Origin of the sequence: Shewanella vaxholmensis (assembly GCF_031932135.1) — a bacterium.
Taxonomy (GTDB): Bacteria; Pseudomonadota; Gammaproteobacteria; order Enterobacterales; family Shewanellaceae; genus Shewanella; species Shewanella hafniensis.
The window spans coordinates 94662-110520 of the sequence record NZ_JAUOEV010000014.1; the positions used below are offsets into that span (position 1 = coordinate 94662).

Here is a 15859-nt window from a genome sequence, read left to right on the forward strand (position 1 = left end):
TGTCAGTAAAATCGTATAATTCGGCCACTTGAAGCTAAGAAAACGACAAGAATGACTAAACGCTCCATTTATGTTGCCTATACTGGCGGCACCATAGGTATGCAAAAGACCGATAACGGCTTTGTTCCCGTCGCGGGATTCCTAACTCAGTGCGTGCAATCTATGCCTGAGTTTTACCATGAAGAAATGCCGAGATTCATCATCCACGAATACTGCCCGCTTATCGACTCTTCCAATATGGCACCAACCGATTGGCAGATGATCGCCGACGATATACAAGCCAATTACGATAAGTACGATGGCTTTGTGATCCTTCACGGCACAGATACCATGGCGTACACGGCTTCAGCGCTTTCATTTATGCTGCAAGGCTTGTCAAAACCTGTGATAGTAACGGGCTCACAAATTCCCCTCGCCCAGCTACGCTCAGACGGCCAAACCAATTTATTGAATTCACTCTACATAGCGGCGAATTATCCAGTTGCGGAAGTGTGTTTATTCTTCAATAACAAACTCTTTAGGGGCAATCGCTCGACTAAGGCCCATGCCGACGGTTTCGATGCTTTCGCTTCACCCAACTTCCCGCTACTGCTTGAGGCGGGGATCAAAATCAATCTACGCGCAGGCAAAATCACGGTAGCCAACGATACCCCATTGGAAGTGGCGCATATCAGTCCGCAGCCTGTCGGTGTAGTGACCTTGTATCCGGGGATCTCGACCCAGATTTTTGAGAACATTCTGCAGCAGCCGGTTAAAGCCCTCATACTACTGACATTTGGTGTGGGTAACGCACCGCAGGATGCTGCCTTACTCAAAACCTTAAGGCAAGCGGATGAACGTGGCATAGTGCTGGTGAATCTTACCCAGTGTTTCCAAGGTAAGGTGAATATGGGCGGCTATGCCACGGGTAATGCGCTCGCTAAAGCGGGTGTGATCAGTGGCGCCGATATGACCATAGAAGCAGCCTTAGCAAAACTGCATTATTTACTATCTAAAAATTTGCAGCCAGCCGAGATAAAAGCGGCCATGTTGCAAAATCTAGTCGGTGAACTGAGCATAGATTAACGCCATAGTCTTTAAATATTTCCCTTATTGCTCAATCACTAGTAACAAAAAAGCCCATTTAATATGGGCTTTTTGATTTTAACTCAGATTAAACGGCGTCAAACTAATGAGTAAGTTACAAATCTTGTACTTTAAACTCGGCAATTGACTCACCGCGGAATTGCTTTTTCAGCTCAGCTTTGGACAGTTCATTGATTTTACCGTCGGGGGCAATAGTGAAATGCTCAGTTTGCTCAAGCTTGCGAGCTTGATACAACATCACGACCTGCAAGGTCGATTCACGCTGCGCTTCACTTAACACAGTGCCATCTTCCCACTTACCCAGTTCTGCTGCACTACGAAGCCTTTCATAGACTTCAATGGGCATTTGATCGATCACTTGATTAATATCTGTCATACACTTTTCCGCTTATGTAACACGATTCTGACTCGTGTGATGAGATAACCCACAAAACCAAACACAAAGCATATTCCAGCGATATTCGCCCGCATACCTTCGGCAGGTTCACCACCCCAAAACCAAATCACCACACCAGCAATAAACAAGGTCATAGCTACAAAACTCTGATTCATTAAGCTGCTGGACTTTTGAATATGACTAATGCGCGATAAAGACTCATTGTCACCATTGGTGCTCGCTTGACAATGGGGACATGAAGGCGCCTTACTCGACATCCGCTTGCGACACACTGGACATTCAATTAATGCCATATCAGCCTCGCCCTAACGTAATTTATCAACAACGGCGAGCATGGCGATAAGCGATGCTTCACCTAAATAAATACTGCGCTCTGGCGACCAACCCACAAAAGGATCGGCCAGATTGTTATTGTCTTTAAAAGGCATTTCGAGGGTATTGGATAAACACTCGAAGGTCTGAGCGACCCAATTAGACGCAACCGTTAGATTCGCTTGGCCAGGCTCGTCTTTGTCATAGCCAAACTGAGTTTGGAAATCGGCACTGGCTAAGGTTAATGCTTGACTGAAGTCCGCTTGCAGCTGCGCCAGCTTATCATTGTAGGCAGGCACGCCCTCACAACCTGCGAGGAACACATAAGGTAAGCCTTCATCGCCGTGGACATCATAGAACAAGTCGACACCGGTTTGCTGCATCTTGTTGACGACGTGGTACACCTCTGGACTCTTTTCTAAACTCGGCGTTTGCCACTCGCGATTAAGGTTAATACCAATCGCATTGGTGCGCAGATGGCCTCTGACACTGCCATCGGGATTCATGTTCGGCACTATATAGAAATTGGCTTTGTCGAGCAGCGCTTTCGCTGTTGGACAATCATTATCGAGTAAACGATTCACTAGACCTTCGACTAACCATTCAGCCATGGTTTCGCCCGGATGTTGTCTGGCGGTGATCCAAATATTGCGTTTAGAAGGATCGCCATTCCCTACTTTCATCAGGGTAATATCGCGGCCATCTAAGGTCAGGCCCAAATGCTCTAAATTGACATCTGGGTGTAACTGGGCGCTGCTGAGTAAATCTAAGTGACGCTCATAGCTGTATGGCGCAAAATAAGCGATTTGAATCGCATCGCAATCCAGCTCTAAGCTAATGCTCAGTTTGCCGTCTTTGTACTGTGTAGGAATACGGAACCAATGTTGACGGTCGTAACTGGCCACCGCCTGATAACCATCCCAACCCTTGGTATAAGAAGCAGTGCCCGCGTTAATAATATTTAAGGTGTAATGGTTACCCACCTCACCTTCGAATCGAAAATTGAACCATTGATAAAACTCGCCGCCCGCATCGGGACGAATAGCCAGTTGAATATCGTCTTTATTATCAAGATTGACGACTTGGATATTTCCGCCATCAAAGTTGGCACTGATCCGCATAATGATTCCTAATAGGTTGTTAAAGCTAAGGGCTGTTAATGGCACGCGACTGATAGCACGCGGCATATTTTATTATATGGCCGATAGGATAAACCAAAACATCCCAAGGGGAAAACGAAAGCCAGTAAATTCAGTCAAGGCAGTTGCAGTCGACCTTTTATTGACCAAGTTTCACGCCAAACATCCGTCAAACTTAGCCGTTAACAAGGTAGTAAACGATGGTGTTAAGCCATAAAACTATAACCTTGGCCTCGCACTGTATTGATTAAGTTACGCGGCAAGCTTATGTTGGCTAATTTACGGCGAGTGTTACTAATGTGCATATCAAGATTGCGGTCAAATCGGCCCAGATCTTTTTGTAATACTGAGCGTTGCAACTCTTGTTTCGTGATGACTTGGCCTTTCCTTTCAAACAGATATTTAAATAATTTAAATTCGGTTTGAGTCAAATCGACATAACGGCTGCCAATAGTGATCCTATAACTCATATCATCAAAGTTAATCACTTTCGCCGCCACAGTCGCCATTTGAGGCTGATGAGATTGACTAATACAAAGACGGCGTTCTAAGGCGCGTAAGCGCACAAAAAGCTCTTTGATGCTAAATGGTTTACTCAAAAAATCATCGGCACCTAATTCATAGCCAGTGATACGATCGTCTTCATTATCCCGTGCAGAGACCATCAATACTGGCGTTGAGCATTCCCGCGCTTTTAGCAGCTCAAAACCATTCATTTTCGGCATGACCAAATCGAGCACTATGATGTCGGGTACAAAACGATCAATGCATGCCAGACCATCGACACCATTCACCGCACATGCAACTTCATGTCCTTGCGTGCCCAGGGCATCGGCCAACCAAGCACTAAACAAGGGATCATCATCGACTAAGAGTATTTTACTCATCCTTAAAACCCAAACGAGAATCTATATCATTTATATTACCATGCGAATCGAAATGACTCTAGGCCTATTACATTCGTTAAGAAATGTGATGTTGAAAACTGTGAACAAAATACGACATTAGGGGAAGATTAAACGAAGAATGGCTATTGAAAAATGACGAGTCAAATAATGGTAAGCCACTGAAGAATCTGATCTGGCTCTACTCTGCAATAAAAAAGCGCCCTAAGGCGCTTTTTAAACACTAAGAGTATTAACTTAGCTTAGAACTTAACCGTTACACCACCGTATATTACACGGCCGATAGTGTCGTACACTTCTGGAACTGTACCACCATCACTACCATTAGATACAGTAACTGGTTTTTCATCTGTAAAGTTCTTAACACCTAAACTGACAGTCGTCATGTCATTGATATGATAAGAACCAGAAATGTTATGGTACAAAATTGAATCTACATCAGTACCTTCAGCTAAATCAGTCATACCGCCGATATAACGGTTGAAGTACATAACACTCCAGTCATCTTGACCAGCTGAAAGACTAAAGTTGTTACGAACGCGAGCATAAGCACCGAAGTTACCATCGATAGTGCCAGTATATTTCTTACCATCCTGCTCGAAGTTGACTAAATAAGTTGTATCATTGTTAACTTTCCAATCTAAACCAATCAGCTCGAAGCTATAGGCTAAATTGAAATCAACACCACTCGTATCTTGTGTTCCGACGTTGGTTAATGCATTGGTTAGGTTATCTAAATCACCATTCGCACCAATATTGAAAATTTCACAAGATGCAGCACCAGTAGTATCACCAGTTGTTTGGAATCTATGACATGCATCTAATCCAGCTTGTGTGTCCATACGCGCAATTGCGTTGTCCACTTTGAAACGCCAATAATCAAGAGTCACTGACATGCCATCAACATAGCTTGGAGAATAGACTAGGCCGGCGGTGTAAGACTCTGATTCTTCAGGTTTTAGATTTGAATCTGATGTACGATTTACTAAGATTTGTGGATCTTGAGCATTTCCCCATGGATCATCTAAGTAATCAAATGAACCAGAGTTACCGCCGTATAATTCACTCACACTTGGTGCACGGAAACCAGTAGCAGCCACACCACGTATCATTAAATCATCTGTTGCTGTGTAGGTTAAACCAATCTTCCAAGTCGTCGCTTTACCGAAAGTAGAGTAATCGTCTAAACGCAGCGCAAATTCACCCGTTAATTTTTCAGTGAAAGGCACGCTCACTTCTTGGAAAATAGAGATAACGTTGTAGTTACCATCTGTAGGATCCTGTTGCGCCGCAGTACTTTCCCCAGCAACAACAACTGGATCTGGATTATAGAAACCACTTTCGCGACGGTATTCTGCACCAATAGCAAAGCCAACTGCACCCGCTTTCAAGTCAAACAATTCACCATTTAAACCTGCAGAAAGTGTTTGTTGCTCGTTACCACCATTGGCTTTTTCAGAATAACCAACTTCATTAATCATTTGCTGCGTTAGCGGTGCACCGCTAAACCATGCATCTGGATTTGCGTAAATTGACGCCGTCATGTCTGATGCATTGATAGAGTTATCTACCGCTGTTTTAGCTTGGTTTTTACCATAGGTGTAAGTTAGATCCCAGTTCATACCAGTATGAACATCTAAGGTACCTGCTAAACCACCAGATAAACGCCAAGTGTCGGTATCTTGAGTATAAATACGAGGACCAACATCGTTAGTACGACGACGATAGTTCACTAAACCTTTATCATCGGCTTTAATACCTGCAGCAAGCATCGCACTATCAAGTGTTACACATGGTGCACCAGCTGCGACGCCAGCTGCACCACAAACATTTAGCATAATGTCAGCAGGTTGAGCAGCCATTTGCTGGTTAGATCGACGGTTGGTATAAATAGCATCTGCAGTTAATACAACATCGTTACCTAGCTCTTGAGTCATATTTGCAAATAAACTACGACGTTCACTCGGTGTTTGATAATAACTATCTTGTGTGAAGTCATAACCAGTACTTCGTGCTACCCAATTACCATTAGCGTCTTGAACCTTGCCACCTAAAGTACCCGTTGGAATAAATGAACTTGCACCTGGTTCAGTCCAATCACGATCACCTTGAATGACGCTACGACGATCAGAGAACGCAGCACCAATAGTGTAGTTACCGCCATCAGTATTGAAACCGTATAATGCACTTACGTCGCCATTACGGCCATCGCCTTTATCAGTGCCACTACCGTTGAAGTCTAATTGGAAACCCTCAAAGTCTTTCTTAGTGATAATGTTCACTACACCAGCAATCGCATCTGAACCGTAAACCGCAGAAGCGCCATCTTTCAGAATTTCAACACGGGCAATCATAGCCACTGGGATTGAGTTCAAATCGACTGAACTATCGGCACCAGAACCTGAGTTCACCATACGACGGCCATTCAGTAATACAAGCGTTCGTTGTGAACCCATACCACGTAAATCAACTTGCGCAACGCCATCAGCACCGTTGTTAGTGCTCGACCCAACGGCAGCGCCTGCCATTGAGGTTTGTACTTGTAGCATTTGGTCTACAGAAGTGAAACCTTCTGCTTTAATCGCGGCTGCATCAATAACGGTCACAGGAGAAGCTGTTTCCATATCTTGGCGTTGGATGCGTGAACCCGTGACTTCAATACGTTCAACTTTTGCTTTTTCTTCCGCTGCAAATACGCTTGTCGTAACAAATGCACCTGAAGTGATAGATGCAACGATAGCTAAGTTAATAGCCGACGCAACTTTGGTTCTTTTGATCATGTATGAATGCTCCCTAGTCTTACTATTATTTTTATGCTTACAGCTTGTACAACTATTGCTGTACTAGTGTTGCAGTCGATACTGAGGATTCACTTTAATTCCGTCAACGCTCAAAATATTAACCAACGGAAAGCTATTGTTAAGAAATATGATGCATTATGTTTAATTTTATAGATGTTATTTTTTATAATACTTAAGTTATACATTTTACTAGGGATTAAGACTTAGTAATTACAAATAAACAGCTTCTAATACTGTTAACAAATAACAACACAGCAACATATCGAGTATCAATAAATGTGATACAGATCACACTTTCGAAAATAGCCATAACCACAAATTAGAACAGAATGTTGATTAAATATTGCTGAAAATGCATAGCTATAGACATGACTAGCTAACCTGGCACTTAAAACCCTAAGATAAATGTGCTAAATCAGCACTTAAGGAAAGATACAGCCAGTATCAATTGTAATATTTATGCAAATAAACATTACGACACACTGAATGGAAACAATATAGCTACAAACAATTCCGCATAACGCGTCTGTTAAAAAGATAACTAAATCGATTATTTATTTTGAGGATTTAATAAGCTAAACCCTATTTGTAAAGTTAAGTTAATCTCAGTAAAAAGCAGTTCCAATAAGTAAATCGGCCTTTTATAGTGCAAAAAACACTTCGAGCAGATGCATTTGTTAATAAATATCGGTTTAGCTAATTAGCTATAAATAATCAGTATTTATGTAGATATCATTATTTCTGTATTAAGAAAAACCTAAAAATGGCTGTAATACTTGCATCAATTGATACAACTTAATAATGACAAAGCGATATATATATACTCACAAAAATCCTTACATCCTCTACAATGAACGTCTCTTAAAACATAGTCTTTTTTGTTCAAGAGTCGCTTTTACTTCACCCAAATTGTACGCAAAGGTAAATTTCACCCATAAAAAAGCGACCACTTAGGTCGCCTTTCATTATCGGTATTATCAAGCAGATGGCTATTCGGGTTTGATCAACTCAAAATGCTGGTATGCCCGTGCGGTTGCAATTCGGCCGCGGGGCGTACGTTGGATAAACCCTTGTTGGATCAAGAAAGGTTCTAACACATCTTCGATGGTTTCACGTTCTTCGCCTATGGCCGCGGCTAAGTTATCTAGCCCAACGGGTCCGCCCATAAACTTGTCAATAATGGCCAGTAATAGCTTGCGATCCATATAATCGAAACCTTCACTATCCACATCTAATAAGTCTAAAGCGTGTTCGGCCACAAACTTGGTGACTGCACCGTCATGCTTCACCTGCGCGTAATCCCGCACGCGGCGCAGCAATCGGTTGGCTATTCGCGGTGTGCCGCGTGAACGGCGCGCAATTTCAAATGCGCCTTCTGCATCAATATCTAATTCCATTACCTGCGCCGAACGCGTGACTATGGTGCTTAAATCTTTGATGTTATAAAACTCAAGCCGCAGCGGGATCCCAAAACGCGCCCGAAGTGGTGAGGTTAACGCACCTGCCCGTGTTGTAGCGCCTACTAGAGTGAACGGCGGTAAATCAAGCTTAATAGAACGCGCTGCTGGCCCTTCACCTATCATGATATCCAGCTGATAATCTTCCATCGCCGGATACAAAATCTCTTCTACCACAGGGCTTAATCGATGGATTTCATCGATGAACAACACATCACCGGATTCAAGATTGGTCAAGAGGGCTGCAAGATCGCCCGCTTTTTCAAGCACGGGGCCCGAGGTGGACTTAATATTCACTCCCATCTCGTTCGCCACAATCATAGCCAAGGTGGTTTTACCCAGTCCTGGCGGACCGTAGATCAACATATGATCTAAGGCTTCATTACGATTCTTTGCCGCTTGAATAAACACCTTAAGTTGCGCCCGAGTGTCATCTTGGCCCGTGTATTCATCGAGCATTTTAGGGCGCATTGCCCTGTCGATGGATTCATCTTGAGCTTGGATCTGCGGCTGGATGAGTCTATCTGCCTCAATCATTATTATTCCTTCTCGCAGCTTTCATCTTAATTATCATCATTCAATTAAAGCATCGACTTAAGGGCAGCTTTGATCAGTGTTTCTGAATCCATGCCCTCTTTGTAGGCTGCAGAAACCGATTTGCTCGCCTGCGGTGGTTTATAACCCAGCGAAATTAAAGCTGAAATAGCATCTTCTTCTGCGCTATTGACTGTCGGCGCAGGAGAGTAATTAGATTGCAGCACAAACTCACGCTCTGAGCCTGCGGAGGCTTCCATCAAGCTCTTGAGCTTATCGCGCATTTCAACCAGTAACCGCTCAGCGGTTTTCTTGCCCACACCCGGTAATTTCACTAAGGTCACTATGTCATCGCGCTCAACGCAACCCACAAATTCTGCGGCTGTCATGCCTGATAAAATGGTCAGCGCGAGCTTGGGACCGACACCATTGGTCTTGATCAGTAAGCGAAATAACGCCCTTTCCTGCTTAGTGATAAAACCATAGAGAAGCTGTGCATCTTCACGCACCACAAAATGGGTGTAGACCATAGCTTCGTGATTAACTTCAGGCAGCTCATAAAAGCTGGTGAGCGGCATCTGCAACTCGTAACCCACACCATTCACATCGATCAAAATTTCTGGCGCTTGTTTCTCAACTAACACGCCCCGTAAACGACCTATCATCTGTACCGTCCGTATGTTCTTGCCGTTGCCCGGCCACTCAATGCGATTAAACTCTGGCTGGTGTGATAATGACACACAGCAACACCGAGTGCATCTGCGGCGTCAGCTTGTGGGGCTGCGGGTAATTTAAGTAGTTGTTGGATCATGTGTTGTACTTGAGCTTTCTGTGCTCGCCCCGTGCCAACGACTGCACTTTTAATTTGAGTCGCACTGTATTCCGCCACAGGTAAATTGGCAACCGTGGCGGCGACAATGGCCGCTCCACGTGCTTGGCCAAGCTTGAGCGCAGAATCGGCATTTTTTGCCATAAATACCCGTTCAATCGCAAATTCGTCCGGTTGATACTGACGAATAATTTCAGTGATCCCATCAAAAATTTGCTTGAGCCTACCAGGAAGCTCTTCAGACGAAGTGCGAATACAGCCACTGCCGAGGTAAATCTGATGCCGCCCCTGACATTGGATCACGCCGTAGCCTGTGATCCGTGAACCTGGGTCAACACCTAAAATAATTGCCATTACATGCCTTATATGGGATCTGAATGTTCGTCTCAGTTCCTGGATTAGCGAGTGTTCTAGGTCAGCGTGTGCGAGCAGAAATTGGTCTAGATTGACGCCCAAATCCAGCTCACAGTCAATCTAACCTAGGCTTGCCATCACGTCATCGGAGATTTCTGCATTATGATACACTTCTTGCACATCGTCATGATCTTCAAGGGTATCAATAAGGCGCATAAATTTTTCGGCTGTGTCTAGATCAAGCTCAGCTTTCGTCGAGGCTATCATAGCGATTTCAGCGTTATCTGCCACAAAACTCGCTTTATCGAGCGCATCTTTCACCATATAGAAATCAACGGGATCGGTGAAGACGTCAGTCGCGCCATCATCATAGCTGACGATATCTTCCGCGCCCGCTTCAAGCGCCGCTTCCATCAATGCATCTTCATCGGTTCCCGGCGCATAGGATAACACCCCACGCTTAGTGAACAGATAAGAAACCGACCCATCCGTGCCTAAGTTACCGCCCGATTTACTAAACGCATTGCGCACACCGCTCACAGTCCGATTACGATTGTCCGTCATGGTTTCGACCATCACAGCGGTGCCGCCTGGGCCATAACCTTCATAGAGAATGGTTTCGAGTTGCTGACCTTCCAACTCACCGGCGCCGCGTTTAATCGCGCGCTCAACCGTATCGCGGGTCATATTGCCGCCAAGTGCTTTATCAATGGCGACACGTAATCGTGGATTGGAATCGGGATCTGAGCCGCCTTCACGGGCTGCGACGGTTAATTCGCGAATGAATTTAGTAAAGAGTTTACCGCGTTTAGCATCTTGAGCTGCTTTACGGTGCTTAATGTTGGCCCATTTACTGTGACCTGCCATGGGAAGTCTCCTTAACGAGGTGTCATCGCATAGCTTATCAAGAGCCGAGGTGTAATGGATTGAATAACGGCTATTTAGAATTGAACTAACAGATATGATAAGCAAAGAAATGACGGTTCACTAAAACAGACCGAGGCTTGCGCCTCGGTTTTCGGTACGACTAAAAATAACTGATAAGGACTAATGCTAATAGACTAACGCCAATCGACTAATGCCAATCGCCTTTCACAAAACGAGTTACATAACGTCGACTTGAATAAGGTCGATTTGCATAAGATCGATTTACAAAAGCCCTCTTACGAAAGATCAGTCTTCGGTTTTAACGGCTTTCTCAACCACGGCAATGCCAAGTTCAGCTAACTGCTGCGGATTAGCAAATCCTGGTGCGTTAGTCAGCGGACAAGCGGCTGTTGTCGTTTTCGGGAACGCCATCACATCGCGGATTGAGCTTGCGCCCGTCATCAGCATGATGATGCGGTCTAAACCAAACGCTAAACCTGCATGTGGCGGAGTGCCGTAACGCAGCGCTTCTAACAGGAAGCCGAACTTCTCTTTAGCTTCTTCGTCGGTAATACCCAGAATACGGAATACCGCAGACTGCATTTCTTGGTTGTGGATACGCACTGAACCACCGCCTAATTCGCAGCCGTTTAATACCATATCGTAAGCATCAGAAACGCGATTTGCTGGGTTAGCTTCAAGTTCTGCCGCCGTTACGCCGCGCGGAGCGGTAAACGGATGGTGAACAGCGTGGAAATTGCCGTTGATTTTCTCAAACATTGGGAAGTCAACCACCCACAGTGGACGCCATTCGCCTTGCAATAAGTTAAAATCTTCGCCCGCTTTAAGACGCAGTGCGCCCATGGATTCAGCAACCACAGTCGCCTGATCTGCACCAAACAGGATAATGTCGCCGGTTTGCGCGCCAGTACGGCTGATAATTTCGTTAACAATGCTCTCATTCAAGAACTTCAGCACAGGTGATTGAATGCCCTCTAAGCCAAGGCTTAGGTCATTAATCTTCATCCACGCTAAGCCTTTAGCACCATAGATGCCAACAAACTTAGTGTAATCATCGATTTGCTTACGAGACAGTGCAGCGCCGCCTGGAATACGCAGTGCGGCAACACGACCTTCTTCATCGTTAGCAGGGCCAGAGAATACCGCAAATTCGACTTCTTTGAGTAAATCGGCAATGTCCACCAACTCTAATGGGTTACGTAAATCTGGCTTATCTGAACCGAAACGACGCATCGCTTCGTTGTAGGTCATGCGTGGGAATTCGCCGAGATCGACGTTCAGCATTTCAAGGAACAGACCACGCATCATCTCTTCGGTTTTCGCCATCACTTGCTCAGAGCTCATGAAAGACGTTTCGATATCGATTTGGGTAAATTCTGGCTGACGGTCGGCACGTAAGTCTTCATCACGGAAGCATTTTACGATTTGGTAGTAACGATCAAAGCCTGACATCATCAGCAGCTGTTTAAACAGCTGTGGCGATTGTGGCAAGGCAAAGAACTGACCTTTATAAGTCCGGCTTGGTACTAAATAATCGCGGGCACCTTCTGGGGTTGCCTTGGTCAGGATCGGTGTTTCTATGTCTAAGAAACCGTTTGAGTCGAGGAAACGACGCACAGAACTGGTGACTTTAGCGCGGAAAATTAATCGCTGCGCCATTTCTGGGCGACGTAAATCTAAATAACGATACTTAAGACGTTGCTCTTCGCTGTTATTCTGGTAGTTATCCATGCTCAATGGCAGTGGATCGGCAGCGTTGATGATCGTCAAGGCTTGGCCTAAGACTTCAATCTCACCTGTCTTCATTTGACCATTGACTTGGCTATCAGGACGGGCGCGAACGAGGCCTTTAACCTGAACGCAAAATTCGGCGCGCAGCGTGCTGGCGACATTGAACACCTCAGGTAAGTCTGGATCATAGACCACTTGGATCAGACCTTCTCTGTCTCTTAAATCTAAAAAGACAACGCCACCCAAATCACGGCTACGATTAACCCAACCTACCAAGGTAACTTCTTGTCCAACGTGAGACTTATTGACGTCTCCACAATAATGACTGCGCATCTAACTCTATCCTTTATCCGGAAACCGGTGCTTTGGAAATAATCAAAACGAGATAAAAGCGGCATTATAGTAAAATAATGCCGATTACCAAAGTACTTCACACTTAGGCGGTGAAGTATCAAACAGTTTTACGCCCTTGACTAGAGGCGAACGCACTATCTGAGCATGAGCGTTCAAAAAAACATCAAACAGAGCGATAACAACGCCCGCCGCAACTTTTGGCTTGGTACATCAGCTGATCGGCTTTTTTCAATAAGCCTATCGCAGTATCACCATCGCGGGGGTAAATCACCACGCCCGTACTGACCGCTATGCTGACACTGACGCCTTGAATAAGCAAAGGGCTCGACAGTGCCTGTAGAATATTATCAGCAACTTGGGTTGCAGCATCGAGATCTTGCACACGATTTAGCAGGATAACAAACTCATCGCCGCCAAATCGCGCCACGGTATCTGAGCCACGGATAACCTTGGTTAACTTTTGGGCAACTTGTATCAGCAATTCATCGCCAATGGGATGACCATGTTGATCATTGATTTGTTTAAACCCATCCAGATCGACAAATAGCAAGGCAAAATGGGCTTGCTCGCGCTGATGGGACAGCAAAGCTTGGGCTAATCTGTCATCGAGCAAGGCGCGGTTAGGTAACTGAGTCAAAGCATCGTGGTTCGCCACATGCAGCAAACGTTTTTCAGCGACGAGTCGCTGGGTGATTTCACGATTTAAGCGGCGATTCACTAACAACACTGCCACCATCACTAAGCACAAAATGATCACGCCAAATACGATATAACGCAGCCATTGCAGATATTTAGCGCTCTCTGTCGCGACAGAAAATGACACCCAACGCGCATAAATTTGCTGCTGATGCTGAGCATCAATCAAGGCTAAGGCTTTGTTAATCAGTGGCACCAGCGGCGCAAACTGAGGATAAACACCAATATGGCTATGCTGATCGGCAAGATCACTCAGCAATGACATTTTCAGCGTCGGGTAGTGGCTGGTTTTAAGTTCAGACGCCAACGTCACCACTTTATCGATAAACACATCCGCATTGCCATTCGTCACCGCCGCCAATCCCGCCTGCGTATTTGGCACTATCACTAACTTGAGTGAAGGTTCAAGACTCATCAATTGCGCCACCAAATGATAGCCTTCGACCACAGCTACCCTTTGTCCTGCGAGCTGGGCAATATTGAATACCGAGACTTGCTCCAATTGCGACACTAATGCCCACGGCGATGGCCAATATGCCTCACTAAACGCTAAACGCTGCTGGCGCTCCGCCGTTTGGGCGACACTACCAGCTAAACTTACCTCGCCCTTTTGCAGTGCGTCGATTAACGAATGCCAATCATCAAAGGCAACGGGCGTGAGCTTAAGTTTGAGCTGTTCCTTGAGTAATTTGACGATATCGCTATTGATCCCCGCAAACTCGCCCTGCTCATCCATAAACTCCATCGGCGGCCACTGCTTTAAATAGCCCACTTTAAGCTCGCCTACACTTTCCACATAGGCCTGTTCTGCAGGGCTTAGGCTGACATGGCGCTCAGCTTGGGTAAAAACATGATCTTTGGGATTGAGCATCCATTTATTTTCAATATCGGCAAACTCTTGATTGCTAATATTGTTAAAGCCATTGGCGATCCGCTGCGTCAGGCCAGGATCATCACTGCGAGTCAGCACATAAATGTTGGTGCTAAATTCGAGATTGGGATACTGGCTAAAGTCAGACCAGCCTTTATTGAGCAGTAAATAATGGGATGTCCATGCACCCGAAGCCACAAAGCCAACAATCTCGCCCGATCTTGCGCCCGCGACCATGGCATCCATATTGTCGTAATAGCGCAGTGCCATTTGGGGTAAGGCTTTACGTAACTCCACCAGATAAGGCGCCGTCGGCACCACCCCAATACGTTTACCTTTTAAGCTGTCTAAATCGGTCAACTGCTGCTGAAAGAGAAACAAGCGGCTCTTAACTGTATATAAGTGCCAAGCCCGATTAAGCCCCGTTTTGACATCATCACTCTCTGGATAACCAATGTGCGCATCGGCAAGACCTCGGCGAACCTCATCCACACTGGAGTTCATATCGCCAGAAATAAAATCAACGGCGATACCGGTCTTCTCGGACCACAGTTGCCACATGTCCACATACAAGCCATGGGGTAAACCATCGACCCCTAAGTCCACAAAAGGCTCGACGCCCAGTTGCATGGAAATAACAATCCCAGCTTGTTGACGTTGATAGCCAAGCCATCGTCGCTCCGTTTGCTGGATAAAGTGCGGATCGAGCGCGGTGAAACCTTTATTGATCCTATCAACTAAATCGAGATTGCCTTTTTTGACCGCAGGAACAAATTGCATCGCCTTAATTTGGATACGCGCCGTATTGGGATAATTCGCGGCAATCTCTTGGGTCGAAGCGGGATCTTTCAAATAACCTTCTAAGCCCGCAAACACCATAATCTCACCAGCAGCAACCCCAGCGAGTAATTTCTCACGACTTTCGTAACGTTTAAACACGAGCTGCGGTTCGATACGGTGCAATTCCGCTTCGTGGGATGAAGCCGCCACCACACCAATTTGAAAGGGAATGAGTTCTTTAATGGACTTTTTGCCCTGCAGGGATTTATGCAGATACAAAAAGGTACCAACATCGGCGATGGGCACAGCAAAGTCGAACTCTTGCTCACGCTCTGGGGTTTTCCCCATGCCGATATGCACTTGCGCCTTACCTTGCCGCAGTTGATCAAGGGACTCGTGCCAGTGGCGCGCCACAAAAACCACTTGGGTATGGCTTTGTTTCGCCCACTCTTTCCATAAATCGACCAGTAGTCCGGTCGGCTCACCATCGTTGTCGACATATTGATAGGGAAAGCTATCCTCCCCCATAACCACAATTAATGGCTCGTCGGGCAATGGACTTGCCTGCCCTGTTATGCTCAAAAAACAGCTGCACAAGATCACGATTAAGTGGATCACAAACTTCAAGTTGAGCCCTTAGTACTTGATGTACATGTAACGATTTTGTTATCTATGGCGTATTAGACAAAAATTTATCGCAAATTACCAGTATGAGACTTGCCGCT

General features: G+C 45.5%; 12 protein-coding genes. 1 reads left to right on the top strand and 11 read right to left on the bottom strand.

Annotated elements, in window-relative coordinates; translation table 11 throughout:
- Positions 1-51: 51 nt before the first annotated feature.
- On the top strand, positions 52-1065 hold the full coding sequence (gene ansA, locus Q4Q46_RS13315; protein WP_311906189.1) for an asparaginase: 1014 nt from the start codon (positions 52-54) through the stop codon (positions 1063-1065).
- Between the two features lie 115 nt (positions 1066-1180).
- Here ansA and Q4Q46_RS13320 read toward each other — a convergent pair whose 3' ends face one another.
- The 11 genes from Q4Q46_RS13320 to Q4Q46_RS13370 form a co-directional block, all read right to left on the bottom strand.
- Positions 1181-1462 (bottom strand): YeaC family protein, encoded by a 282-nt coding sequence (locus Q4Q46_RS13320; protein WP_012089294.1) that lies wholly within the window; start codon positions 1460-1462, stop codon positions 1181-1183.
- Complete coding sequence (locus Q4Q46_RS13325) at positions 1459-1776, bottom strand: hypothetical protein (RefSeq protein WP_006081737.1); 318 nt, start codon at positions 1774-1776, stop codon at positions 1459-1461. Before Q4Q46_RS13325 ends, Q4Q46_RS13320 begins: the two co-directional genes overlap by 4 nt.
- A 12-nt stretch (positions 1777-1788) precedes the next feature.
- The gene (locus Q4Q46_RS13330) at positions 1789-2916 is read right to left on the bottom strand and encodes a M14 family metallopeptidase (RefSeq protein ID WP_311906190.1); all 1128 of its coding nucleotides are present in this window, start codon (positions 2914-2916) and stop codon (positions 1789-1791) included.
- A gap of 224 nt (positions 2917-3140) precedes the next feature.
- Positions 3141-3821 (bottom strand): response regulator transcription factor SsoR, encoded by a 681-nt coding sequence (gene ssoR / locus Q4Q46_RS13335; RefSeq protein WP_311906191.1) that lies wholly within the window; start codon positions 3819-3821, stop codon positions 3141-3143.
- A gap of 260 nt (positions 3822-4081) precedes the next feature.
- Positions 4082-6619, bottom strand: a complete 2538-nt coding sequence (locus Q4Q46_RS13340) for a TonB-dependent receptor plug domain-containing protein (RefSeq protein ID WP_311906192.1) — start codon at positions 6617-6619, stop codon at positions 4082-4084.
- Positions 6620-7629: 1010 nt separating this feature from the next.
- Positions 7630-8634: a Holliday junction branch migration DNA helicase RuvB gene (ruvB, locus tag Q4Q46_RS13345; protein WP_006081741.1), complete on the bottom strand. Its 1005-nt coding sequence runs from the start codon at positions 8632-8634 to the stop codon at positions 7630-7632.
- Positions 8635-8678: 44 nt separating this feature from the next.
- Positions 8679-9296, bottom strand: coding sequence for a Holliday junction branch migration protein RuvA (ruvA, locus tag Q4Q46_RS13350; protein WP_106650592.1), 618 nt, complete (start codon positions 9294-9296; stop codon positions 8679-8681).
- Positions 9293-9814, bottom strand: coding sequence for a crossover junction endodeoxyribonuclease RuvC (gene ruvC / locus Q4Q46_RS13355; RefSeq protein WP_006081743.1), 522 nt, complete (start codon positions 9812-9814; stop codon positions 9293-9295). The genes ruvA and ruvC overlap by 4 nt, the downstream gene beginning before the upstream one ends.
- 120 nt (positions 9815-9934) lie before the next feature.
- On the bottom strand, positions 9935-10681 hold the full coding sequence (locus Q4Q46_RS13360) for a YebC/PmpR family DNA-binding transcriptional regulator (RefSeq protein WP_311906193.1): 747 nt from the start codon (positions 10679-10681) through the stop codon (positions 9935-9937).
- A gap of 306 nt (positions 10682-10987) precedes the next feature.
- Positions 10988-12766 (bottom strand): aspartate--tRNA ligase, encoded by a 1779-nt coding sequence (gene aspS / locus Q4Q46_RS13365; protein WP_115334536.1) that lies wholly within the window; start codon positions 12764-12766, stop codon positions 10988-10990.
- Between the two features lie 184 nt (positions 12767-12950).
- Positions 12951-15761: a transporter substrate-binding domain-containing protein gene (locus tag Q4Q46_RS13370; protein WP_311906194.1), complete on the bottom strand. Its 2811-nt coding sequence runs from the start codon at positions 15759-15761 to the stop codon at positions 12951-12953.
- Positions 15762-15859 lie beyond the last annotated feature (98 nt).

Excerpts from the sequence above, each read along its gene's own strand:
- ansA (WP_311906189.1), top strand. The coding sequence starts at position 52 with ATGACTAAACGCTCCATTTATGTTGCCTATACTGGCGGCACCATAGGT.
- Q4Q46_RS13320 (WP_012089294.1), bottom strand. The coding sequence starts at position 1,462 with ATGACAGATATTAATCAAGTGATCGATCAAATGCCCATTGAAGTCTAT.
- Q4Q46_RS13325 (WP_006081737.1), bottom strand. The coding sequence starts at position 1,776 with ATGGCATTAATTGAATGTCCAGTGTGTCGCAAGCGGATGTCGAGTAAG.
- Q4Q46_RS13330 (WP_311906190.1), bottom strand. The coding sequence starts at position 2,916 with ATGCGGATCAGTGCCAACTTTGATGGCGGAAATATCCAAGTCGTCAAT.
- ssoR (WP_311906191.1), bottom strand. The coding sequence starts at position 3,821 with ATGAGTAAAATACTCTTAGTCGATGATGATCCCTTGTTTAGTGCTTGG.
- Q4Q46_RS13340 (WP_311906192.1), bottom strand. The coding sequence starts at position 6,619 with ATGATCAAAAGAACCAAAGTTGCGTCGGCTATTAACTTAGCTATCGTT.
- ruvB (WP_006081741.1), bottom strand. The coding sequence starts at position 8,634 with ATGATTGAGGCAGATAGACTCATCCAGCCGCAGATCCAAGCTCAAGAT.
- ruvA (WP_106650592.1), bottom strand. The coding sequence starts at position 9,296 with ATGATAGGTCGTTTACGGGGCGTGTTAGTTGAGAAACAAGCGCCAGAA.
- ruvC (WP_006081743.1), bottom strand. The coding sequence starts at position 9,814 with ATGGCAATTATTTTAGGTGTTGACCCAGGTTCACGGATCACAGGCTAC.
- Q4Q46_RS13360 (WP_311906193.1), bottom strand. The coding sequence starts at position 10,681 with ATGGCAGGTCACAGTAAATGGGCCAACATTAAGCACCGTAAAGCAGCT.
- aspS (WP_115334536.1), bottom strand. The coding sequence starts at position 12,766 with ATGCGCAGTCATTATTGTGGAGACGTCAATAAGTCTCACGTTGGACAA.